Raw genomic sequence first — 23,968 nt, 5'->3', positions numbered from 1 at the left:
TTACAGCCACTAAAAGCTTTAATTGACTATCCTTAAAAGGATAGTTTGTGGCATAATGTTGGTAAAAGGAAAGATTCAAGATTTTTCACCATTTTATATCATATTGCCTTATATGCTTATTCTTTTAATCATTAACTATAGTTATATAAAAAATTCCACAAGAAGATGGCTAAAAAATGGACTTTGACTTTGATTAACATTCTGATTTAATATAACGGCAGCTATTTCGGACACCAACCCTATAAATTCTAATAGCAGACTTTGCAGTGGGTAGGAAGGCAAGCTACTAATTGGTCAAGTGTCAGGACTGCCTGTCCATTTTTGCTGCAAATACTTTAATTCGTGTTCTTGCTTTTCACACAAAAAAGTTTTATACTAATCACAATTTTAATCACTTAGGGGGTCACGACTTATGGAATTTCAACAAGTTCTTAAAAAACGTCATTCTGTCAGAGATTTTTCAGAAAAGCCAATTGCCAAAGACCTATTAATCGAAATTATCAAGGAAGCACAAACAGCTCCGTCTTGGGTTAATTCACAACCTTGGAAAGTCTATATAGCTACGGGAGAATCATTAAGGGCAATCAAAACAGCTTACAAAGAAAATATTGCAGCTGATAAACCTCGCCATCCTGATTTTTCACCTCTCCCAAGAGAACAATGGGCTGCTTTTCCTCAAAAGAATATGGCAGCTACTTCAGCAAGTATCGGGCAAGCCTTTGGAGAAAACATAACAACTTTTAACGAAGCACAAGTCAATCTCTTCAATGCTCAAGCTATCGCCTATCTTACCATTCCTAAAGACTCTCCTAATTGGTCTATTCATGATCTAGGAGCCTTCTCACAAACTCTTATGCTCAGTGCAGCTGATAAAGGTATTGGTTCCATCAATGCCTTTGCTCTGGTATTATTTCCAGATGACGTCAGAAAAATTTTAGATATTCCTCATGATCAAATTATTCCTATTGCCATCGCTTTAGGCTACAGCCGGGACACTCTGCTGGGGAATTATACTTCCAAACGTCTGCCAGTTGAAGATATTTTAATTATTAAAGACTAGGAAATACTAGACTCTGATTTTAAACTGAGCGGTGATTTAAGATTGTAAAGAAAATAGGCTCAATGTCAACTGTAGTGGGATGACTGATAACGACAAGAGAAAAACCGCTGTTCATCAGCGGTTTCTCTTTATATTTATGGAATCAACTAGCATTTCAGTTATTTCAGTATTGACTGAAATAACTGAAAGAACTATACTAAACTTAGGAGGATGTCAATATGGCGCAGAAGAAGATGATGATCTTAAAAGCGAGTCAGCAGGATTTTATTGAAGGCATTGCAGCTGTGTATGAAAATTACAGTATTCCGCGGATTGGCGGACGGATTTTTGGCTTGAGTCTGATAATGGGCGTTCCGCTGTCAGCTGAGGAGCTATCTGGTCTCTTACAGGCGAGTCGGAGCAGCATTTCTACAAATATCCGCAGCTTGATAGTAAACGGCTGGATCGACAAAGTGACCTTTCCAGGAGACCGAGTGGATTATTTTCGTTTTTCTCCCAAAGCTTGGGAAAGTGTGCTGGAGCACAGGCTAAAAGAGCTGCAGCCGCTTAAAGAGATTGTAGAAAGGGGGCAAGAGGAGCTGACTGCTGGATCAATTGAATATGGGCAGCTAGAGGATATGAAGGTTTGGTTGGCTATTCAGCAGCATTATCAGGAGGAAATGCTTAAAGCTTGGAGAAGGTATTTAGATGATACTCAAAGAAGGTGAAGAAAATGTATACAAATCCCTATCAATATTTATCAGGAAGAATTGAAGACAGAAAACTGCAAAAAGCAGGTTTTAAGGAATGTCTTTATGACACTGGCCAGGTAAAACTAAACTATATTGTGGGACCAGATAAGGGACCTAATCTCTTGCTTATTCCTGCTCAGATGGGGACTTGGGAGTCCTATAGTAAGGTGCTTATTCCGCTCTCTCAGCAGTTTAAGGTCTATGCTATTGACATCCGGGGTCATGGTAAGTCTAGCTGGACACCGGGAGATTATTCCTGGGCTGCGATTGGGGAGGACATGCGGTCTTTTATGGAAGGGGTTATCCAAAATAAAGTCCTCATTTCTGGAAATTCTTCTGGAGGACTGGTTGCTATTTGGTGCGCAGCCAATCTCAGCCAATATGTGACAGGAATTGTCGTTGAAGATGCCCCGGTTTTTTCTGCTGAGTTGCCGCGCTTTAGGGATAGGGACCGCTTTGTCTACAATGGTTTGAAACATCTAGTGGACAATATCGGAGATGTAAATCATCGTGATTTAGCTGATTATTTTTCAGGTCTGGAAATGCCGGTTTCAGAAAATCGGATCAAGAAGATGCCGGCTTGGATGATTCAGCTCTTGTCAAGGCAAATTAAAAAATTTCAAGCTGCCCATTCCAATCAGCCGCTGGAAGTTGGCTTTCCAGCGGCTTTGAGGCTGCTCTTAAAGTCTCTATCCATGTTTGATCCTGACTTTGCCAGAGCTTTTGTGGACGGCCGATTTTATCAGGGTCTGGATCATGCGCAGGCTCTAAGAGCAATCACCTGTCCCATTCTGCTGCTGCATGCCAGCTGGAAACGCTATGAGAAATACGGTCTTGTCGGTGCTTTGGATGATCAGGATGTCAAGCATATCATGGAATTAGCGCCCCAAACTATCTATAAAAAAATTCCAGCCAACCATGTGATTCACGCCTTTAAACCCCATGCTTATATTCAAGCCTTATTGGACTTTAAAAAGACTATTAAAAGTTGAAACAGCAGACTCCGACAGCCTGCTGTTTTTCATTTGGGTCAGAGAGTGGTATAATGAAAAATGTGAAAATTGAGCGAGAATAGAAAAGATGAGGTCATTATGAACGAAATCAAATGCCCCAACTGCGGGGAAGTTTTTACTGTTAATGAAACGCAGTACAGTCAGCTTTTGGCTCAGGTGCGAGGGGCAGAGTTTGAAAAGGAGATTCATGAGCGTTTAGAGCGGGAAACTCAGCTTTTAGAGGAAAAATCTAAGAATGAACTGCAGGCCAGTCTCAAAGATAAGGATAAAGAGATTGCTGATTTAAGAACCCAATTGGAGAAATTAATCAGTCAAAATGAACTTGATGTTGAGCGGGCCTTGTCTAAAAAGGATAAAGAGCTGCAAAGTTTGCAAAATCAAATGGATAAGTTGCGTTTGGAGCACGAAAACCAATTGCAAAAAACGATGGCTCAGGTTGAAAAAGAACGCGATGAAGCACAGAATCAGCTGGTAGTGCAGGAAAAAGAATCTGAGATCCAGCTTTCTGCAGTGCGCAGCGACTATGAAGTGCAGTTAAAAGCTGCCAATGAGCAGGTGGAATTCTATAAAAACTTTAAAGCCCAGCAATCTACCAAGGCTATCGGTGAAAGTTTAGAGACTTATGCTGAAAGTGAGTTTAATAAAATCCGTTCTTATGCCTTTCCTAATGCCTATTTTGGCAAGGATAATGAGCTGTCATCTGCTTCTAGTTCCAAGGGTGACTTCATTTTTCGTGAGGCAGATGAAAACGGAGTTGAGTTCATTTCTATTATGTTTGAAATGAAAAATGAAGCAGACACGACTAAGACTAAACATAAGAATAGTGATTTTTATAAGGAATTGGACAAGGATCGACGTGAAAAGAAATGTGAGTATGCTGTTTTGGTGACTATGTTGGAGGCAGATAACGAGTATTACAATACAGGCATTGTGGATGTCAGCCATGAATATGAAAAAATGTATGTAGTACGGCCGCAGTTCTTTATTCAATTGATTGGACTCTTGCGCAATGCTGCGCTCAACTCACTCAAGTACAAGCAAGAATTAGCTCTCATTCGCGAACAGAACATTGACATCACACATTTTGAAGATGATTTGGAAACCTTCAAGAATGCTTTTGCTAAAAATTATAATTCTGCTAGCACCAATTTTAAAAAGGCTATTGATGAGATTGATAAATCCATCAAGCGTATGGAAGAGGTGAAGCGTTTCTTGACCACTAGTGAAAATCAGCTGCGTTTGGCTAATAATAAACTAGATGATGTTTCTGTCAAAAAACTGACCCGTAAAAACCCAACCATGAAGGCCAAATTTGAGGCTTTGAAAGATTAATAAAACTTAAAGAACTTCTCCTAGTTTATTCTATGTCATTTGCGATAGAATAAAACTAACCTAAGCAGAAATGTGAGGTATTCTTATGAATAATACGATAGATTTATCCAAGCCTGTTGCACAGACTATCAAGGAGCATCCAGAAGTTAAGGATATTTTGATAGAACTTGGTTTTAAACCCTTGGCAAATCCAGCTATGCTTAAGACTGTTGGCAAGGTAACAACTTTACTGGCTGGTTCTAGGATAGCAGGCATTCCTTTGGAAAAGATCAAACAAACTCTGGAATTCAATGGCTATGACGTGCTTGGAGATGAGTAATGGCTGATGAACGTATTCAAATCTTAAAAGATCTTCTTCTGGAACTTCATCACGGTGCCAGTGCAGAGTCTGTTCAAGAGCGTTTTAACAAGCATTTCAAAGGGGTTTCCGCCATTGAGATTTCCATGATGGAGCATGAGCTCATGAATTCGGATACTGGTATTACCTTTGAAGATGTTATGGGACTTTGCAATGTTCATGCCAATCTTTTTAAGGGTGCCATTGCCGATGTAGATGTGCCAGATGCTGAACAGGAGGGTCATCCTGTTAAAGTTTTCAAGGATGAAAATCTAGCTTTGCGCGCAGCTATTATGCGTATCCGCCGGATTATTGAAAATTATGCTAAGCCTGAAAATGAAAAATTTGGCCAGGAGATTCTCAAAGGGCTGAAGCATCAGTTTGCTTTGCTGGGGCAATTTCACAATCACTACACCCGTAAGGAAAAGCTCTTTTTCCCCATTATGGAGCGTTATGGGCATGATTCGCCCCCTAAGGTCATGTGGGGAGTTGATGATGAAATCCGCGCCTTGTTTAAGGACGCTAAAACCGTTTTAGATAAACTGCCAGATGCTTCTCTTAAAGTGCTTTCTCAAAAGTTTGAAGCCTTTGCTAAAGAATTTGAAGAGATGATTTTCAAGGAGGAAGCTATTCTTCTTATGATTCTTCTGGAAACTTTCTCACAGGATGATTGGCTGCAAATCGCCAGCGAGAGTGATGCTTACGGTTATGCTATTATCAAGCCGACTGAGAAGTGGGAGCCTTACCGTGAGTCCTTTGATAAAGAGGCTGCTGCAGATCAAGCTAAAGAAGAAGGAGCTGTCGCTTTACATTCAGGACAAGATACTAGTTCGTCTGAGGAAAGCAATACAAAAATTATTGATACACCAGAAGGTCAGTTTACCATCACTTTTAGGCCAAAAGAAAAGGAAACAGCGGCAGAGCGTACAGCCTTGCAGCCTTTTGGAAACGGCTATCTGTCAGTAGAACAAGCCAATCTTATTCTCAACAATCTCCCTCTGGAAATCACCTTTGTCAATAAGGACGATATTTTCCAATATTATAACGACAGTGTTCCAGCAGCAGAAATGATTTTCAAGCGGACACCAAGCCAACTTGGGCGCAATGTGGAACTCTGCCATCCGCCAAAAGTTTTGGACAAGGTCAAAAAAATTTTTGAACTTTTGCGCAGCGGAAAGCGCCATAAGGTTGATATGTGGTTTAAATCTGAGCGCCTAGGAAAATTTGTCTATGTGACCTATGCAGCTGTGCGCGATGAAGCTGGTGATTTCCAAGGTGTCCTCGAATATGTCCAAGACATTCAACCTTTCTTTGAATTGGACAGTGATTCTAATCGAGATATATAAATGAAGCTAGAAAAGAAGTCTGAGGCAACAGAATCCAGACTTCTTATTTTTTTATGATGAAAATGCTAATTAGATGAATCTCTTCTTTAATTGTCTAACGGCTAAGACATAAAAGAGAATAATATAACTAGCGTTAAGCAGCAAGAATAATATGAATTCTGGCAAAGTAAAAGGCGCCAAAGCGCGAGTGCGAAGCCCTACCGCAATTTGAGCGTACGGAAAGATGGCAAACAGGCTTCTTCCAATAAAGAGGGCCATAAGACCTGCCATAGCCAAAATGGCTGAAATGAGAATAGGCACTGCAAAATTTTTCAGTCGAAGGCTGATAAAAATTTGGATGCTAACAATGGTAATGGCCGCTAACCAGCCTGTGATAGACCAGAGGAAAAAGTCCAGCAGATGATTTGCAAAAGACACCTTCAAAACTAAGGCACTGAGGACATAAAAAAGAAGAACGATCAGTTGGCTGATTGCCATGATAACTGATAAACTAACAATTTTCGATAAAATAACGCGATTAGGTTTGACGGGAATGGTCAAGAGGCGCTGCCAGTTTTTATTGCTTTCCTCAAATTGACAGCTGATGGAGCAGATAATTCCAATCAGAATAGGCGTGAAAATCTGTGATGCATAGAAGACTGTTTGTCCCCAAAGAACAAGAGCTTGTGTGCCATCTAAGAGGACTTTTCGATTGAAGGCAAAAACCATTGTTCCCAAAAGTGTTCCAACTAGATTGAAGAAAACAATAATTATCGGAATAGCACTTTTCTTAATTTTCTTAAATTCAAATGTCATCATAGTAAATCCGCCTTTCTGATGAGTTTCTTACTGACAAAGATAGTTAGAAGGATGATAAACAGCAGGACAGCCAGTTTAAATGGATAGGTGCTGTCGTATTGGAAAAGATAAGTGTGAGTTCCCGTCAGCCGTTTAGTGGTTCCCATCATAGAAAAGTATTGCCATGGGACAAAGAGGCGAATGGCAAAAGGCAAAGCACTGATACCAACAAATGACAGAAAGGACCCAATTAAGCCTGTTACCACTGTCACACTTGGTTTTTGATAGATAAAAGCCAAGCAAAGATGTAAACATGATAGAAAGAGGCAGATCAAAAAAGTTGTTAACAAAGAGAAAGTCAGTTGAACTGATGTCACGCTGATCTGTGCAGCTTGAATCGTAAATTTTAAGAAAATTGTCTGCAGCAAACTGACAAAGAGAGAAAAGATTGCCATCACAGTTAACTTAGCCTTAAAAAGCTGCCAAGGACTTTCATTGCTGGTTTGCAACAATTTAAAAGTCTTGCCCAGATGTTCCATTTCCAGCAGTCTAGAAGCTAAGATTGCAATAAAAAGAGGAAGGATGAAGTCATTCATAAAGGCCATGTCATAGATAGCATTGTAGGCTTCATGTGTTTTGGTCAACTCTGAGTTCATCACAACATTAGCCCAAATCAGCTCCACTGCGATAATAGCAATCAGGGACAGCAGGAAGGACCGTCTTTTTAATTTGGTGAATTCTAATCGTAAATTGAGCATTATAAGATTCCTCCTTCACGTCCAGTCATATCAAGGAAGACATCTTCCAATGATTTACGAATCATACGAACTTGGTAAATAGCAATATCATTTTTAACCAAGAGTCTAATAGCGGCAGCTATATTGGCTTTATTTTGATCATTGATAATGACTTCCTCTTTATCTAGAATAAAGCCTTTAGATAATAGCAGTCTTTTAGCTATGGTATCATCACTAGTCTCAAAAAGGTACTTTTCATCTTCTTCAAGGTCAGCTAAATAACCTTCAAAAAGCAGCTTTCCTTTATTGATAATACCGACAGTCGTAGCCATTTGTTCAATTTCTGAAAGAATATGGCTGGAAATAATAACCGTCATATCATAGCGCTGTGGTAAGGACTTGATGAGTTCTCGAATTTCCTGAATTCCTGCAGGATCCAAACCGTTGGTAGGCTCATCCAGAATCAGCAATTTAGGAAATTTGACAATAGCCAGAGCAATGCCTAGGCGTTGTTTCATACCCAGTGAGTAATTTTTTACTAGCTTGTCTTTTTGTTCATAAAGCTTAACGATTTTTAAGACTTCATCAATATTTCTTTTTGGCAATTTCAGTAATTTTTGAATGATTTCAAGATTTTCATAGCCGGTCAGATTAGCATAATAAGAGGGTTCTTCAATGAGAGAGCCGACATTTGAGAGCAGTGCCAGTTGATTGCTGTCAAAATTTTTACCAAAGAGTTTTATAGAACCCTTCGTTGGCTGCAGCAGTCCTAAGAGCATTTTCATAGCGGTACTTTTGCCAGCACCATTAGGTCCTAAAAAACCATAAATTTCATTTTTTCTAATATGAATAGAAAGCTGATTAACGGCTAGTTCACCTGAAAAATCCTTACTTAATTGATTAGTTTCAATGATATAATTGTTCATTTTACTTCTCCTTCAAATGGTTTAGGGTAAGGTCATTTCCTTCTTGACACTTTTAATGATAGTAAAGCATCTTTATCTTAATCTGCTTCTTACCTTAATTATTCCTTAAATTTTACCTTGAATCCGTTGGCCAAGGAGGCAATGTGATATACTAATTTTGTTGAGGTAATATTATGAACTATAAAGAGAAAAAGATCTTAGTTTTAGACGATAATCCAGAAATTTTAAAAATGGTGCAAGAATCTTTGAGTATTGCTGGCTTTAGCAATCTAACAAGTGTGCAGTCACAAAAGGAGGCTTTAGAGCAATTTGCAGAAAAATCCTTTGATTTAGCTATTTTAGATATTATGCTGCCTGAAGGGTCAGGTTTTGAAGTCTTAAAAGGTATCCGTAAGACATCAACAATTCCTATTTTATTTTTATCAGCCATTTCAGATATTGAAAAACAGTATCAAGGTTTTGAGTTGGGAGCAGATGATTATATTGTTAAACCTTTTCGCCCAAGAGATTTGGAGCTGCGAATTCTTTCGATCTTAAAAAGAACCTATCCTGAAAATGACGAAGTCCTTGTTTTACCGACTTGTCAGGTGAATTTTAGTCAAGCTCTGATTACTAAAGGGGAATTAGAGATTCAGCTGACAGCTAAGGAGTATAGTATTCTTAAGGTTTTATATGACAATAAAAATCGTATTGTGACCTTTGATCAACTCTTAGAAAAAGTTTGGGGACCGCCATATCAGGGTTATGAAAATACTCTAATGGCTCATATTCGCAAGATTCGACAAAAAATTGAAGCCAACCCTTCTAAGCCAGAAAGCTTACTAACCATTAAAGGTCTAGGCTACAAACTAAAGGTGGGTTAAATGGATAGCGTTAAATTTTTTACTAAGTTATTAACCAAGTATGTTTTATTAATCTTTGCTTTAATCATAGGATTTGTTTTTGTATATGGTTTGATTTTTTTAACTTATCTTAGCCATTATGGAAATGAAAATCCGGAACTGCTCTACACCAAAATTGCTCAATCAAGTCAACAGAATAATTTCCTTTTTGATAAAAGCAGCCGAAAAGAAATGAATAAACAAAAGACTTGGGCTATGGTGCTGAATCAAGATGGCAATATTGTCCAATCTTATCATTTACCTAAACAGCTTAAAAGACATTATACCAACACTGATCTAGTGAAATTTTCACGCTGGTATTTAGAAGATTACCCTGTTTTCTCCTATGTACGCGGTCAGCAGATTTTAGTTTTGGGCTATCCTAAAAAGCCTAAAAAGCATTCCTTAGCAAAATTTAACCTCTATGCTAATACGCAATTTATCAGGAATTGTCTTATTTTAGTACCTGTTTTCTTAGGTATTATTCTTTTACTGATTTTTATTCTTTTGAGCCGATCAAAACTGCGCATTAAAAAGGAGATGAAGCCGATCGTTGCTGCTGTTGCGTCTTTATCTCAGGGTCAAAATGTGGCTCTTAATGAAAAAGGCAACCTCTCTGAAATTAAGGCAGCTCTCAATGAAACATCTCATATTTTGGAAGAAAGCTATCTGATGAAAGAGCAGTGGATTAGAGGCGTTAGCCATGATTTACGCAATCCGCTTATGTTAATTTCAGGCTATACTAGTCAGCTAGAACAGCAGTATGGCAGAGGAAAGAAAATTGAACAAATTGAAAATCAGATTCAAAACATGCAAGAAATGATTTCTAATCTCAATTTGAGCTATTTATTGGATAACCAAAAGCATCATTCTGACTTTTCCAATCTTGATTTGGTTGTTGTCCTACGAACAGTGATTGCTGATATTCTAAATAATTATGACACTATAACACTTCATTTTGATTTACCTGCTGAGGCAGTATTAATAAAGGGGGATGCTATTTTACTAGAAAGAGCTTTCAGGAATCTCCTGCTTAATAGTATTATGCATAGCAGCTCTAACCAGATTGATTTAACCTATCAATTAGTTGAGAACAAAGTGCTCATCATCATTGCGGATCAAGGAGATATTACAGCTGAAAAAATTACAGAACTGAATCAAAAATCGACCAATTATGAGACGCATGGCATGGGGACAGTTATCACTAAGCAGATTATTAAATTACACCAAGGAGAAACGATCTTTTCAGACAATCATCCCGGTTTAAAGGTGACAATTGCTTTACCTTTAATAGAAGAACAAATTATTATTAAAATGAACCGATATAAAGTAAGCGAAAAAAGCAGACGAGTTCTTTAGCCTTTCAATTTTTAGTTTGCAGCTTTTGCATCAATGTTTTCTCCTCACTATTTCTTAGCAATCTATGCTATAATAGAGTTTATGATTTCAAGAGATTATTAATTTAGAGTAAGGATAAAAAGGACAATCATCGTGGTATATGGTGCAAAAAATAAAATCTTGTATTTTAATGGCAAAAGTATGAATTATGTTACATTCGGTCAAGGAAAAAGGCCTCTGCTTATTATTCCAGGCTTGGGTGACGGCCTATCAACGGTCAAAGGGATGGCTCAATTCCTGTCGCTTTCTTATCGGATGATGGCCAAGCAGTATAAAGTCTATGTTTTCAGTCGAATCAATGAATTGCCAGAAAAATACAGCACCAAAGAAATGGCTAATGATATTGCTGAGGCCATGGCTATGCTGAATATCAGTCCAGCCAATATTATGGGGATTTCACAGGGCGGCATGATTGCCCAGTATCTTGCCTTGGATTTTCCGCAGATGATTGAAAAATTGATTCTAGTAGTGACAGCAGGCCGTATGAATACCTTAAGCCAAGAAAGAATCGGACATTGGCTAACGTTGAGCCAAAATAGTTCTTATAAGGACTTGGTGCTAGATATTGCTGTTCATTCCTATACAGCAAAAAGCTTTGCCTATCTCAAGTATCTTTACAGAATTCTGGGAACTTTTGGTAAAATTAAAAATAAACAAAGAATTATGACTCAGTCTCAAGCTTGTTTACATCATAATACTTTAGCTAAATTGCAGGAACTTCAGTGCCAAACTCTAATTATAGGAGCTAAGGAGGATGATGTGCTCGGTGTTGAATCCTCTAAAGAACTATCAGCTTATATCAAAAATAGCAGCATAAAGATTCTGAAAAATTGCGGTCACGCTCTCTTTGAACAAAATAAAGAGTTGCAAAAAACAGCCTTAGCATTCTTAGAAAATAGAGACATTCTAGACGAAAAAGGAAAACAATGAACGGAATTATCAATTTAAAAAAAGAAGCAGGAATGACCTCACATGACGCGGTCTTTAAGCTTCGTAAGATATTAGGGGAAAAAAAGATTGGACACGGAGGAACATTGGATCCTGATGTTGTTGGGGTTCTTCCAATTGCAGTTGGTAAGGCTACGCGAGTTCTTGAATATATGACAGATGCTGGTAAGGTTTATGAAGGGCAAATAACACTTGGCTTTTCAACAACAACCGAAGATGCTAGCGGTAATGTCATTGAGCGAACACCGCTTGATCCTGCCTTATCTGCAGAAATGATTGATCAAGCGATAACAAGTTTTATTGGACCGCTTATGCAAATTCCGCCCATGTATTCAGCTGTCAAGGTTAATGGCAAAAAACTCTATGAATACGCACGCGCAGGCCAGCATGTCGAACGTCCGCAGCGTCAGGTGGTTATTTATGATTTTAAACGAACCAGTGATTTGAGCTTTGAGAATGATTGCTGTTGCTTTCATTTTCGTGTTGCCTGCAGCAAAGGCACCTATATCAGGACCTTGGCAGTTGATTTGGGTAAAAAGCTCGGTTATGCCAGCCATATGTCCTTTCTTAAGAGAACGGCTTCAGCTGGTTTAAGTTTAGACAAAGCGCTAACCCTATCTGAAATTGCTGAAAGGGCTGAAACACGTGATTTTTCTTTTCTTTTGCCCATTTCATATGGTGTGCTTGATTTGCCCCAAATAGAACTATCGGATGCTCAAATTTCTGAACTCTCTTTTGGCAGGCGTATTTCTTTGGATCAAACTCATCCATTATTAGCAGCTTTTAAAAAAGACAGATTAATTGCTATCTTAGAGCAGCGCGGTGAGCTCTATAAACCTAAAAAGGTCTTTATATAGCATTAGAAGGTATCAATGACAATGAATATTTATAAAATACAGAATGCAGAAGAAATCAAACAATCTGAAAATTCTGTTTTGGTATTAGGTTATTTTGATGCTCTGCATAAAGGACATCAACAGCTTTTTGAACAAGCGAAAAAGGCAGCGGCGAAGGAGGGGCTGAGAGTTGCAGTACTTACATTTCCAGAATCGCCGCAATTAGTCTTTTCTCGTTATAACCCTAGTTTATTGGATCATATCAACTTCCCGCAAAAGCGTTATGCTAAATTTGCTGAATATGGTGTTGATGATCTGTATCTTATTGACTTTACTTCACATTTTGCTAAACTCAGTTCTGATGATTTTATTGAAACATATATCAAAGCCTTAAAAGCAAAGAAAATTGTTGTTGGTTTTGATTATAAATTTGGTTACAATCAGGCTGATTCAGACTATCTTAAGCGAAATTTTCAAGGTGATATCATTGTGCTTCCTGAAGTTCAGTATGAAGGAAGCAAAATCAGTTCAACGCGCATTCGCAGTCTGATTCAAAAGGGGGATGTCCGACAGGTTGAGCAGCTCTTAGGATATGCATTTTCAACACGAGGTATTGTAGTCCATGGTGATGCTAGGGGACGTACCATTGGATTTCCAACAGCTAATTTAGCTCTTATTGATCGTACCTTTCTGCCGTCTGATGGTGTTTATGTGACGGATGCGTTAGTCTCTGGCAGGCGCTATCGTTCAATGACAAGTATTGGAAAAAATATAACCTTTGGCGGTACTGAATTAAGAATAGAAGCCAATATCTTTGATTTTGACGGAGATATTTACGGAGAGACTATTGAAATTTTCTGGTTAGACAGAATCAGAGAAATGACTAAATTTAATGGCGTTGATGATTTAGTGACCCAGCTCAAATCTGATGAAGAAATCGCAAGAAATTTCGAAAATTCGTAGAAAAATAGTATAAAATCTAGTATAATGGAGATGTTATGTATCATTGAGAGGGTAGGTTGATGGTTACTTTATTCTTATCGCCTAGCTGTACGAGCTGTCGAAAAGCTAAGGCATGGTTAACAAAACATAATGTTAACTTTCAAGAGCACAATATTATAGCGAGTCCCTTAAATAGAGATGAACTGATAAAAATATTGGCCTTCACTGAAAACGGGACTGAGGATATTATTTCAACACGATCAAAAATCTTCCAAAGATTAGCCGTTGATTTTGAAGACCTGTCAATGTCTGAATTGATCAACCTTATTTCTAAGAATCCTAGCCTTTTACGCCGCCCTATTATTTTAGATGATAAAAGAATGCAAATCGGTTTTAATGAAGATGAAATTCGTGCCTTCCTACCAAGAGATTATCGAAAACATGAATTGCGTCAAGCAACTATGAGAGCAGAAATTAAAGGAAAAGATGATGCCTAAAAATTACGCCTACCCTTTAGATGTATCTTGGAGCACTGATGAAATTGCCTCAGTGCTCTCTTTTTTAAACCAAGTTGAAAAAGCATATGAGAGTAAAGTCGATATTAAGCAGTTTTTAGAAAGCTATAAGGCTTTCAAAGAAGTCGTTAGAAGCAAAGCTCAAGAAAAACAAATCGGACGAGAATTTGAAAAAAACAGCGGCTATTCTATCTATTGTGCTGTGCAGGCAGCAAAAGCAAAAGAGAAAGGATTTATATCTCTTGGAAAGTAAATTTCAATTTGCCAAAGAAATTATTGGTCAAGCAGGACAATTTATCCGCAAAAATATGACAAAAGACCTCATTATTGAGGAAAAAACACGTTTTGATGACCTGGTGACAGAACTTGATAAAGAGGTACAGACACTTTTAGTGGACAGCATTCACGCACGCTATCCCAATGACTGCTTTCTGGCAGAAGAAAATAATCTGACTGCTGATATTACAAAAGGTTCTGTTTGGGTCATTGATCCTATTGATGGAACTGTGAATTTTGTAGCACAAGGCTGTGATTTTGCTGTTATGATTGCTTATTACGAAGAAGGCCAAGGTCAATTTGGACTGATTTATGATGTGATGAATGATGTCTTATATAGTGGCGGCGGTCAATTTGATGTGACAGCTAATGGTCAAAAACTTCCTCCTTTTACTGATAAACCTTTGAGCCGATCGCTTATCTGTGTTAACAGCAGTATGGCTTCTCAAAATTTTATGGGCCTTGCTAATTTGGGCTGTCAAACTTTAGGTGTTCGCTGTTTTGGAAGTGCTGGCTTAAGTATCTGCCGTGTCCTGTCGGGACGTTTATTGGCTTATTTTTCTAAAATATCACCTTGGGATTATGCTGCCGGCAGTATTATGGGAGAAAAGCTGGGCTATAAGATTTGTGATTTCTATGGGAAAAAACCTAATTTTGAGACCCGTCAGGAAGTGATGTTTGTACCTAAAGAAAAATTAAAAGAGATACAAAAATATGTTCATTAGAAATGTTTTTCTGCTGAAAGGAGCGAAGCGGCCTTTCTAAAAAACTAAGAAAATGAAAGTGATGTTATGCTGTTACCAGAAAAATTTGTTGAAAAATATCAGACTATACTAGGGGCAGAAGCAGCAGCTTTTTTTAAAAGTTTTGAAGAAAATCCTGTTTCCGCCTATCGCATCAATCCTTTAAAAGGAGAAGCCGATCATTTTACAGATCCTATTAAAGATACTCCTTGGGGACATTATGGCAAGATATCAGGGAAATCTATAGAGCATGTTACTGGCCTAGTTTATTCCCAAGAGCCTGCTGCTCAGATGGTAGGACAAATAGCAGCTCCAAAGCCAGGTATGAAGGTGCTTGATTTAGCAGCTGCTCCTGGAGGCAAATCAACACACTTGCTTTCTTATTTAAATAATAGCGGCATTTTGATCAGCAATGAGATTTCTAAGAAACGCAGTAAGGCACTTGTTGAAAATATAGAGCGTTTTGGAGCTAGAAATGCTCTTGTGACTAATGAAAGTCCCAAGAGGCTGGCTGCAGTTTTCCAGCATTATTTTGACCTTATTGTTTTAGATGCCCCTTGTTCTGGAGAAGGTATGTTTCGTAAAGATCCATCTGCCATTCAATACTGGCATGAGGACTATCCTTTACAGTGTGCGCAGATACAAAAAGAAATCCTGACAGAAGCCGTGAAAATGCTGGCACCAGGAGGTAGTCTAGTATATTCTACTTGTACTTGGGCACCGGAGGAAAATGAAGAAGTTGTAAGCTGGCTCTTATCAAAATACAGCTATTTAGAATTAGCTGAGATACCTAAGATCAATGGTATGGCAGCTGGAATCAAGATGCCTCAGGCAGCCCGTATGTATCCTCATTGTTTTAAAGGAGAAGGGCAATTCGCCGCTAAGTTGCAGGATAAACGCCCCTCTAGAACTGTGGCTATTAAGCCTAGAAAAAATCAACTCAAAAAAGAGCAGGAGCAATTGTGGCAGGATTTCGCCCACAAACATCTTAACGTTAAATTAACTGGATTTTATCAAACTTTTGGTGATCATCTTTATCTCCTGCCGCAAGGTTTACCTGATATGTCTCAACTAAAAATGGCAAGAAATGGTCTGCATTTAGGAGTTTTTAAAAAGAAACGTTTCGAACCTTCTTTTGCCTTAGGCCTTGCTTTAAAAAGAGAGGAATTTACGCGCTTTATTGAAATTGATGTAGAACAGTTCAAGATATATGTATCAGGAAATAGTGTATCCCTTTCTCAGGATTATCCCAATGGCTGGTATCCAATTTTTATAAAAGGTAAGGGAATAGGTTTTGCAAAAGTTACAGGAAATACATTGAAAAATCATTTTCCCAAAGGCCTCCGTTTTCAATAAAAAATGTTATAGAATACATTTTGAGAAAATTCTTAGAAAAATAACACCTTTAATTTGTTTTATTGTTATAATTGAAAAAGAAAGGATAAGCAGGTGAATGAGAAAGAGAAGGTTAGCTTTACTGTCACTATTAGCTTTAGCCAGTATTATCTTAACAGCATGCTCTAGCTGGATTGACAAAGGGCAGTCTATTAATAGTGTAGGATCGACTGCTTTACAGCCTCTGGTGGAAGCTTCAGCAGATGAATTTAGTCATGCTAATATTGGAAAGACAGTTAACGTTCAAGGAGGCGGTTCTGGTACAGGACTTTCTCAAGTACAATCAGGTGCTGTCCAGATCGGAAACAGTGATCTTTTTGCTGAGGAAAAAGACGGAATTAATGCTGCAAAACTTGTAGACCACAAAGTGGCAGTTGCTGGTATTTCTGTCATTACCAATAAAAAAGTCAAAGTTTCTAATTTGACACTTGATCAATTACAAAAGATCTTTACTGGTGAGTATACCAACTGGAAGCAAGTTGGCGGTCAGGATCTTGAAATTTCAATTATTAATAGAGCTGCTAGTTCAGGTTCTCGTGCTACCTTTGATACTGTTGTTATGAAAGGAAAGAGCGCTAAGCAAAGTCAGGAGCAAGATTCCAATGGAATGGTTAAATCAATCGTCTCACAGACTCCTGGTGCTATTTCTTACTTAGCTTTTGCTTATGTTGATCATTCTGTAAAATCTATAAAATTAAATGGCTTTAAACCAACAGCTGAAAATGTAACAAGCAATAATTGGCCTTTATGGTCTTATGAGCATATGTATACTAAAGGCAAAGCTGCAGGGCTGACTAAAGAATTTTTGGATTATATGCTTAGCGATAAAATTCAAAAAGGTGTAGTGACAAAGATGGGCTACATCTCGGTTAAGGACATGAAAGTTGTTAAAAGCGCAGATGGCACCGTTAAACCTAAATAATGGTCGAAACATTAAGAGATGCTGCTATGTATAGAACATGTCTTTCAAACTTTTTATGTCTTGATCTAATGGAGGAATCATGAAAAATCAAGAGCTCGCTAAAAAATTGACCTCCCCCTCTAAAAATTCTCGCTTAGAGAAATTCGGGAAGGGAATTACCTTTTTATGCTTAATCTTAATTGTTATTGTTGTAGCACTGATTCTTATCTTTGTTGCGCAAAAGGGACTCTCAACTTTTTTTGTTAATAAAATCAATCCTTTCAAATTTTTGTTTGGAACGAATTGGCAGCCAAATGTTAAAGATGCTTCTGGCAAACCTTATCTAGGCGCTTTGCCCATGATCTTAGGATCTTTTATTGTAACGATTTTGTCGGCAATTATTGCTACACCTTTTGCTATTGGGGCAGCAGTCTTTATGACTGAAATTTCACCTAAATACGGGGCTAAAATTTTACAGCCTGTTGTGGAACTCCTAGTGGGGATACCTTCAGTTGTATATGGGTTTATTGGGCTGCAAGTCGTTGTGCCTTTTGTCAGATCTATTTTTGGAGGGACAGGTTTTGGTATTTTATCTGGAGTCTTTGTACTGTTTGTTATGATTTTACCGACTGTCACTTTTATGACAGTTGATAGCATAAGAGCGGTCCCAAGGCATTACAAAGAAGCAAGTCTGGCTATGGGGGCAACACGTTGGCAAACTATTTGGCGAGTTATTTTAAAAGCAGCCAAACCAGGGATCTTTACAGCTGTTGTTTTTGGAATGGCTCGTGCTTTTGGAGAAGCTCTAGCTATTCAGATGGTTGTAGGAAATTCAGCTGTTGTACCGACTTCTTTGACAACTCCGGCAGCTACTTTAACATCTGTTTTGACGATGGGAATTGGAAATACTGTTATGGGAACTGTTCAAAATAATGTTCTTTGGTCTCTTGCATTAGTATTGTTGATTATGAGTTTAGCGTTCAATATACTGATGAAGTTTATAACAAGGGAAGGTAAAAAGAATTATGCGCGCTAAGAAAATTGATAAACTAGCTACAGGCATACTTTATACAATAGCAGCTATTATTATCATTATCCTTACTTCTTTGCTTTTGTTTATCTTGCTTAGAGGACTGCCTAATGTTAATTGGCATTTTTTAACCGGCCGCTCATCTTCCTATGAAGCAGGCGGAGGCATTGGGATTCAGCTTTATAATTCTTTTTTTCTATTGATTATAACGCTTATTATCTCTATTCCTTTGTCTATGGGGGCAGGAATTTATCTGTCTGAATATGCCAAAAAGGGTAGGCTAACAGACTTTATCCGAACATGTATTGAAATATTATCCTCTTTACCATCAGTTGTTGTCGGTCTTTTTGGTTACTTGATTTTTGTTGTGCAATTTCAATATGGTTTCTCGATTATTTCAGGAGCCTTGGCCTTGACTGTTTTTAATCTTCCTCAGATGACACGTAATATTGAAGACAGCTTACGCAATGTTCACCATACCCAGCGTGAAGCAGGTTTAGCTCTTGGCATTTCACGCTGGGAGACAGTTTTACATGTTGTTATTCCAGAAGCTTTACCTGGGATTGTGACAGGCATTGTCTTAGCTTCCGGACGCATTTTTGGAGAAGCGGCAGCACTGATCTATACGGCGGGTCAATCGGCACCGGCACTTGATTGGGGAAACTGGAATCCTCTTAGTATTACCAGTCCTATTTCGATTTTCCGTCAATCAGAAACACTTGCTGTTCATATTTGGAAGGTCAACAGTGAAGGAACTATTCCAGATGCTACTAAAGTATCTGAAGGAAGCGCAGCAGTATTGCTCATTTTTATCTTGATTTTTAATCTTTCTGCTCGTTATATCGGTAAAAAATTGCATAAAAAGTTAACTTCGGCAGCTTAAAGGAGAATAGTAATGCCCAAGTATGATTGGAATAAAAAGCATATTATCACTTTTTCTGAAGACTCTATTGCTTTAGAAACAAAAGATCTGCATGTTTATTATGGCGATAATGAATCTATTAAGGGTGTTGATATGCAGTTTAAAAAAAATAAAATTACTGCCTTGATCGGTCCTTCAGGTTCTGGTAAGTCAACTTATTTGCGCAGTCTCAATCGGATGAACGATACTATTGATATAGCAAAAGTTACAGGTCAAGTGATCTATGAAGGAATTGATGTCAATAAACCTGAAATTAATGTTTATGAGATGCGCAAACATATTGGCATGGTTTTTCAGCGACCTAACCCCTTTGCCAAATCAATTTATAAAAATATTACATTTGCTTATGAACGCTTAGGTGTTAAAGATAAGCAGTTTTTGGATGAAATTGTTGAAACATCATTGAAACAGGCTGCTCTTTGGGATCAAGTAAAAGATGATTTGCATAAATCGGCTTTTACTTTATCGGGAGGACAGCAGCAGCGTCTTTGTATTGCGCGCGCTATTGCTGTTAAGCCTGAGATTCTTTTGATGGATGAACCAGCTTCAGCTTTGGATCCTATTGCAACAGTGCAATTGGAAGAAACGATGTTTGAGCTTAAGGAAAATTATACTATTATTATTGTTACGCATAATATGCAGCAAGCTGCTCGTGCTAGCGACTATACAGCCTTTTTTTATCTTGGCGATCTTATTGAATACGATAAAACCAATAATATCTTTCAAAATGCTAAATTACAATCAACCAGCGACTATGTTTCTGGCCGTTTCGGTTAGCTAAATTTGATATTGTAATGCTTCTATCTTTAGATTAGAGCAGCCAGTGATTTTCAAGAACTCATATCTCACGAAAGGGAAGAAATGACAGAACCTATTTTAAGAATAAGTGATTTATCTGTTTATTATGATAAGAAGAAAGCACTTAATAATGTATCACTTGATTTGTATCCAAATGAAATCACAGCTTTGATTGGCCCTTCAGGTTCTGGGAAATCAACTCTTTTAAGATCTGTTAATCGGATGAACGATCTTGTCCCGGAAGTGACTGTTACAGGGTCTATCATATATAATGGACATAATATTTATAGCCCTCGTACAGATACAGTCGAGTTACGCAAAGAGATTGGCATGGTTTTTCAGCAGCCCAATCCTTTTCCGATGACCATCTATGAAAATGTTGTTTATGGTCTTCGCCTGAAAGGAGTCAAAGATAAAAAAGTTTTAGATGAAATTGTTGAAAAATCTTTAATCGGTGCTTCTATTTGGGAAGAAGTTAAAGACCGTCTGCATGATTCAGCAGTTGGTTTGTCTGGAGGACAGCAGCAGCGTGTCTGTATTGCCAGAGTTTTAGCAACAAGTCCTAAAATGATTCTCTTAGATGAACCGACTTCAGCATTAGATCCAATTTCAGCTGGAAAAATTGAAGATACACTTTATGAATTGAAAGAAAAATATACAATGGCTGTTGTGACACGTTCAATGCAGCAAGCCACACGTATCTCAGATCGTACAGGCTTCTTTTTAGCAGGTGATTTGATTGAATTTGGAGATACAAAAGAAGTATTTATGAACCCTCAAAAACAAGAAACTGAAGATTATATTACAGGAAAATTCGGATAAAATTTAAAAAGGAAAAAAGAAAATGTTAAGACCGCAGTTTGAAGAAGAATTGGAAAAATTACATAACCAATTTTATGCTATGGGAACAGAAGTATTAGCACAAATTGATAAAGCAGTTCGTGCTTTTATTAGCCATGATCGTGATTTAGCAAAAGAAATTGTTGCTTCTGACGATCTTATCAATGAGTATGAAACAAAGCTGGAAAAGAAGTCCTTAGAGATTATCGCCTTGCAACAGCCTGTCTCTAATGATTTAAGAATGGTTATAACTGTTCTTAAAGCATCGAGTGATATCGAACGAATGGGAGATCATGCTTCGTCAATTGCAAAAGCTACCATTCGTATGAAGGGGGAAGAGCGCCTGCCTGATGTAGAACAGCAAATCAATGAGATGGGAAAAGCTGTCAAACGGATAGTAGAGGAGGCCTTGAATGCTTATATCAATGGTGATGATAGAAAAGCCTATGAAATTGCAGCAACTGATGAAATCATTGATGACTACTTCAAAGATATTCAAAATTTAGCTGTTGAAGAAATCAGGAAAACACCCGATGCCGCCTTTGCAGGAAAAGAATACTTCCAAGTTTTGATGTATTTAGAACGCATTGGGGATTATGCCCGTAATATTTGCGAGTGGATTGTCTATCTTAAAACAGGAAAAATTATTGAATTATGATATAATGATAGTTAATTTTGGAATGAATAATAGAGGGATCACATGGAGATTGTAGAACACTTTATTGAAAAGTTTGTACCGGAAAACTATAATATTTTTTTGGATATTAACCGCCAAGAAAAAGTATTTTCCGGGAATGTTGCTATAAATGGAGAGGCGCTTGATAATGCGATTTCTCTGCATCAAAAGGATCTAACAATTCATTCAGTATTGTTAGATAATAATGAGTTGAACTATAACTTGGATAATAGCCATGAGGCAGTTCATATTGACCTTCCTGAAACAGGAAGTATGACGCTGGTTATTGAGTTTTCAGGCACAATAACAGATAATATGACCGGTATTTATCCCTCTTATTATACTGTTAATGGTATAAAAAAGGATGTCATTTCAACGCAGTTTGAAAGCCATTTTGCACGCGAAGCTTTTCCTAGTATTGATGAACCTGAAGCAAAAGCAACTTTTGATTTAACGCTTAAGTTTGATCAGGAAGAAGGAGATATTGCCTTATCCAATATGCCTGAAATTAATGTTGCCCGCAGAGAGGAGACAGGTGTTTGGACTTTTGATACCACACCCCGTATGTCTTCTTATTTATTAGCTTTTGCTTTGGGAAATCTTCAAGGGAAGAGAGCATTTACTAAAAATGGAACAGAAGTAGGTGTTTTTGCAACTCAGGCGCATAAAATAGATTCTCTTAATTTTGCTTTAGATATCGCTGTTAGAGTTATTGACTTTTATGAAGATTACTTTAATGTGGCTTATCCAATTCCTCAGTCTTACCATCTTGCTTTACCTGACTTTTCAGCAGGAGCTATGGAAAATTGGGGTCTTGTGACTTATCGTGAAGTTTATCTTTTAGTGGATGACAATTCTACAGCTGACAGCCGGCAGCAAGTAGCGCTTGTTATCGCTCATGAAATAGCCCATCAATGGTTTGGAAATCTTGTGACAATGAAATGGTGGGACGATCTCTGGCTCAATGAAAGTTTTGCTAATATGATGGAATACGTAGCTATTGATGCTATTGAGCCCTCGTGGAATATCTTTGAAGATTTTCAAACAGGAGGGGTTCCCTATGCTCTTAAACGCGATGCGACAGATGGTGTTCAGTCCGTCCATGTAACGGTTAATCATCCAGATGAAATTAACACTTTGTTTGATCCTGCTATCGTTTATGCTAAAGGCAGCCGTTTAATGCATATGCTGCGGCGCTGGCTGGGAGATAGAGATTTTGCTGCAGGTTTAAAGGCCTATTTTGAAAAATATCAATACAGCAATACTACTGGCCGCAATCTTTGGAGTGCCTTATCGACTGCTTCGGGCAGGGATGTTGCCAGTTTTATGGATGCCTGGCTGGAGCAGCCTGGCTATCCAATCGTATCAATCAAGCTGGAGGATGATACCCTAAAAATTTCGCAAAAACAGTTTTTTATAGGTGAACACGAGGATAAAAAGCGACTGTGGCAGATTCCCTTAAATAGTAATTGGGAGGGTTTGCCTGATACCTTAACAGATGAATTTTTAGAAATCCCCAATTTTAGTCAGCTAGCAGAGAAAAATAAAGATCGGGGAGCACTGCGTCTGAATACTGATAATACTGCACACTATATTACGAACTATATTGGTCAATTGTTGGAAGCTGTTTTTGCCGATTTTAAAAACTTGGATAAGATATCAAAACTGCAAATTATTCAAGAGCGCCGTCTCCTTGCCGAAAGCTGTCAGATTTCCTATGCAGATCTAGTGCCTCTATTGTTAAAATTAAGCGATGAGACGTCTTACATGATGGCTGCAGCGACTGAACAGCTCATTAATGGCTTAGAACGCTTTATTGAGGAAGGCAGTCAAATTGAAGTGGCTTTTAAATCCATTGTGCGCGATGTATTCCAAAGAAATTATGACCGTCTTGGTTTTGAGAAAAAAGAAGAAGAGACAGATGAAGATGAGATGGTGCGTCAAATTACAATTGCAAATATGATTTATGCTGATGATTTGGATGCTAATGAACAAGCACAAGCTATCTTTACTTATTATAAGGATAATCTTGCAGCTATCCCAGCAGCTATCCGGCTTCAAGTATTAATTAATCAAGTTAAACATGCTGAAACGAATGAACTCGTAGCCTTCTATCTGGATACTTACGTTAAGACAAATGATGGGAATCTTCGCAGACAATTAGCTAATGCTTTATCTTATACCAGATCTAAAGCGACGGTGGAATACATTTTATTACAATTGCAAAATAAAGATGTCATTAAGCCGCAAGATCTTTCTATGTGGTATGCCTTCCTTCTTCGAAAAACATTTACACAAGAAGCGATTTGGACTTGGGCTTGTCGCAATTGGACTTGGATTAAAGAAACATTGGGCGGAGACATGAGCTTTGATCGGTTTGTTACTATTCCGGCAAATATTTTTAAAACTCATGAACGTTTTGAAGAATATAAGGCTTTCTTTGAACCTCAATTGGCTGATTTGGCTATTAGCCGAAATATTACAATGGGAATCAAAGAAATTGCTGCACGTCTTGCCTTGATTGATGAAGAAAAAACTGCTGTTGAAAAAGCGATTCTTCATCGTTTATAATATTTGACGGATAATCGCGATGATTATCCGTTTTTAT

The 23,968-nt window shown here is 37.9% G+C and carries 25 protein-coding genes; 22 read left to right on the top strand and 3 right to left on the bottom strand.

The window, feature by feature from the left end:
• Positions 1–412: 412 nt before the first annotated feature.
• From STRMA_RS03470 to STRMA_RS03445, 6 genes are all read left to right on the top strand, one after another.
• Positions 413–1,060, top strand: coding sequence for a nitroreductase (locus STRMA_RS03470; protein WP_003082298.1), 648 nt, complete (start codon positions 413–415; stop codon positions 1,058–1,060).
• 218 nt (positions 1,061–1,278) lie between these two features.
• Positions 1,279–1,767 (top strand): GbsR/MarR family transcriptional regulator, encoded by a 489-nt coding sequence (locus STRMA_RS03465; RefSeq protein WP_003079267.1) that lies wholly within the window; start codon positions 1,279–1,281, stop codon positions 1,765–1,767.
• A gap of 5 nt (positions 1,768–1,772) precedes the next feature.
• Positions 1,773–2,783: an alpha/beta fold hydrolase gene (locus STRMA_RS03460; protein WP_003081726.1), complete on the top strand. Its 1,011-nt coding sequence runs from the start codon at positions 1,773–1,775 to the stop codon at positions 2,781–2,783.
• 99 nt (positions 2,784–2,882) lie between these two features.
• The gene (locus STRMA_RS03455; RefSeq protein ID WP_003079896.1) at positions 2,883–4,136 is read left to right on the top strand and encodes a DUF2130 domain-containing protein; all 1,254 of its coding nucleotides are present in this window, start codon (positions 2,883–2,885) and stop codon (positions 4,134–4,136) included.
• A gap of 85 nt (positions 4,137–4,221) precedes the next feature.
• Complete coding sequence (locus STRMA_RS03450; RefSeq protein ID WP_003081959.1) at positions 4,222–4,455, top strand: DUF1858 domain-containing protein; 234 nt, start codon at positions 4,222–4,224, stop codon at positions 4,453–4,455.
• Positions 4,455–5,819 carry a DUF438 domain-containing protein gene (locus STRMA_RS03445; protein WP_003080619.1) on the top strand — a complete coding sequence of 455 codons (1,365 nt, stop codon included), beginning with the start codon at positions 4,455–4,457 and terminating at the stop codon, positions 5,817–5,819. The genes STRMA_RS03450 and STRMA_RS03445 overlap by 1 nt, the downstream gene beginning before the upstream one ends.
• Before the next feature lie 69 nt (positions 5,820–5,888).
• Here the strand turns inward: STRMA_RS03445 and STRMA_RS03440 are convergent, their stop codons facing one another.
• Genes STRMA_RS03440 through STRMA_RS03430 form a run of 3 tightly spaced genes read right to left on the bottom strand, consistent with a single transcriptional unit; the run spans position 5,889 to position 8,259 of the window.
• Positions 5,889–6,617 (bottom strand): ABC transporter permease, encoded by a 729-nt coding sequence (locus STRMA_RS03440; protein WP_003082420.1) that lies wholly within the window; start codon positions 6,615–6,617, stop codon positions 5,889–5,891.
• Positions 6,614–7,354, bottom strand: coding sequence for an ABC transporter permease (locus STRMA_RS03435; protein ID WP_003078923.1), 741 nt, complete (start codon positions 7,352–7,354; stop codon positions 6,614–6,616). The genes STRMA_RS03440 and STRMA_RS03435 overlap by 4 nt, the downstream gene beginning before the upstream one ends.
• Positions 7,354–8,259: an ABC transporter ATP-binding protein gene (locus STRMA_RS03430; RefSeq protein WP_003080670.1), complete on the bottom strand. Its 906-nt coding sequence runs from the start codon at positions 8,257–8,259 to the stop codon at positions 7,354–7,356. Before STRMA_RS03430 ends, STRMA_RS03435 begins: the two co-directional genes overlap by 1 nt.
• A 173-nt stretch (positions 8,260–8,432) precedes the next feature.
• Here STRMA_RS03430 and STRMA_RS03425 point away from each other — a divergent pair, with 173 nt between their 5' ends.
• The 16 genes from STRMA_RS03425 to STRMA_RS03350 all read left to right on the top strand — a co-directional run bounded on the left by STRMA_RS03425 (position 8,433) and on the right by STRMA_RS03350 (position 23,931).
• Complete coding sequence (locus STRMA_RS03425; RefSeq protein WP_003081044.1) at positions 8,433–9,122, top strand: response regulator transcription factor; 690 nt, start codon at positions 8,433–8,435, stop codon at positions 9,120–9,122.
• On the top strand, positions 9,123–10,499 hold the full coding sequence (locus STRMA_RS03420; RefSeq protein WP_003078662.1) for a sensor histidine kinase: 1,377 nt from the start codon (positions 9,123–9,125) through the stop codon (positions 10,497–10,499). It begins immediately after the preceding gene.
• A gap of 132 nt (positions 10,500–10,631) precedes the next feature.
• On the top strand, positions 10,632–11,468 hold the full coding sequence (locus tag STRMA_RS03415; RefSeq protein ID WP_003080357.1) for an alpha/beta fold hydrolase: 837 nt from the start codon (positions 10,632–10,634) through the stop codon (positions 11,466–11,468).
• Positions 11,465–12,343 (top strand): tRNA pseudouridine(55) synthase TruB, encoded by an 879-nt coding sequence (truB, locus tag STRMA_RS03410; protein ID WP_003082270.1) that lies wholly within the window; start codon positions 11,465–11,467, stop codon positions 12,341–12,343. Before STRMA_RS03415 ends, truB begins: the two co-directional genes overlap by 4 nt.
• Positions 12,344–12,364: 21 nt before the next feature.
• Positions 12,365–13,285, top strand: a complete 921-nt coding sequence (locus tag STRMA_RS03405) for a bifunctional riboflavin kinase/FAD synthetase (protein WP_040841759.1) — start codon at positions 12,365–12,367, stop codon at positions 13,283–13,285.
• Positions 13,286–13,344: 59 nt separating this feature from the next.
• Positions 13,345–13,761 carry a Spx/MgsR family RNA polymerase-binding regulatory protein gene (locus STRMA_RS03400; RefSeq protein WP_040841493.1) on the top strand — a complete coding sequence of 139 codons (417 nt, stop codon included), beginning with the start codon at positions 13,345–13,347 and terminating at the stop codon, positions 13,759–13,761.
• The gene (locus STRMA_RS03395) at positions 13,754–14,032 is read left to right on the top strand and encodes a UPF0223 family protein (RefSeq protein ID WP_003079640.1); all 279 of its coding nucleotides are present in this window, start codon (positions 13,754–13,756) and stop codon (positions 14,030–14,032) included. The genes STRMA_RS03400 and STRMA_RS03395 overlap by 8 nt, the downstream gene beginning before the upstream one ends.
• Positions 14,022–14,780 carry an inositol monophosphatase family protein gene (locus STRMA_RS03390; RefSeq protein WP_003081177.1) on the top strand — a complete coding sequence of 253 codons (759 nt, stop codon included), beginning with the start codon at positions 14,022–14,024 and terminating at the stop codon, positions 14,778–14,780. The genes STRMA_RS03395 and STRMA_RS03390 overlap by 11 nt, the downstream gene beginning before the upstream one ends.
• Before the next feature lie 66 nt (positions 14,781–14,846).
• On the top strand, positions 14,847–16,154 hold the full coding sequence (locus STRMA_RS03385) for an RsmF rRNA methyltransferase first C-terminal domain-containing protein (RefSeq protein WP_003082121.1): 1,308 nt from the start codon (positions 14,847–14,849) through the stop codon (positions 16,152–16,154).
• A gap of 97 nt (positions 16,155–16,251) precedes the next feature.
• Positions 16,252–17,115: a phosphate ABC transporter substrate-binding protein PstS family protein gene (locus STRMA_RS03380; protein WP_003080342.1), complete on the top strand. Its 864-nt coding sequence runs from the start codon at positions 16,252–16,254 to the stop codon at positions 17,113–17,115.
• 79 nt (positions 17,116–17,194) lie between these two features.
• Positions 17,195–18,130, top strand: coding sequence for a phosphate ABC transporter permease subunit PstC (gene pstC / locus STRMA_RS03375; RefSeq protein WP_003079528.1), 936 nt, complete (start codon positions 17,195–17,197; stop codon positions 18,128–18,130).
• Positions 18,120–19,007, top strand: coding sequence for a phosphate ABC transporter permease PstA (pstA, locus tag STRMA_RS03370; protein ID WP_003081317.1), 888 nt, complete (start codon positions 18,120–18,122; stop codon positions 19,005–19,007). The genes pstC and pstA overlap by 11 nt, the downstream gene beginning before the upstream one ends.
• A gap of 12 nt (positions 19,008–19,019) precedes the next feature.
• The gene (pstB, locus tag STRMA_RS03365; protein WP_003078931.1) at positions 19,020–19,823 is read left to right on the top strand and encodes a phosphate ABC transporter ATP-binding protein PstB; all 804 of its coding nucleotides are present in this window, start codon (positions 19,020–19,022) and stop codon (positions 19,821–19,823) included.
• A gap of 84 nt (positions 19,824–19,907) precedes the next feature.
• Positions 19,908–20,666 (top strand): phosphate ABC transporter ATP-binding protein PstB, encoded by a 759-nt coding sequence (gene pstB / locus STRMA_RS03360; protein ID WP_003080953.1) that lies wholly within the window; start codon positions 19,908–19,910, stop codon positions 20,664–20,666.
• A 22-nt stretch (positions 20,667–20,688) separates the two neighbouring features.
• Positions 20,689–21,342 (top strand): phosphate signaling complex protein PhoU, encoded by a 654-nt coding sequence (gene phoU, locus STRMA_RS03355; RefSeq protein ID WP_003078547.1) that lies wholly within the window; start codon positions 20,689–20,691, stop codon positions 21,340–21,342.
• A 42-nt stretch (positions 21,343–21,384) separates the two neighbouring features.
• Positions 21,385–23,931 (top strand): M1 family metallopeptidase, encoded by a 2,547-nt coding sequence (locus STRMA_RS03350; protein ID WP_003080305.1) that lies wholly within the window; start codon positions 21,385–21,387, stop codon positions 23,929–23,931.
• The last annotated feature ends 37 nt before the right edge of the window (positions 23,932–23,968 follow it).

The organism is Streptococcus macacae NCTC 11558, assembly GCF_000187995.2.
Taxonomy (GTDB): domain Bacteria; phylum Bacillota; class Bacilli; order Lactobacillales; family Streptococcaceae; genus Streptococcus; species Streptococcus macacae.
This window is presented reverse-complemented; position numbering and strand designations above follow the sequence as displayed.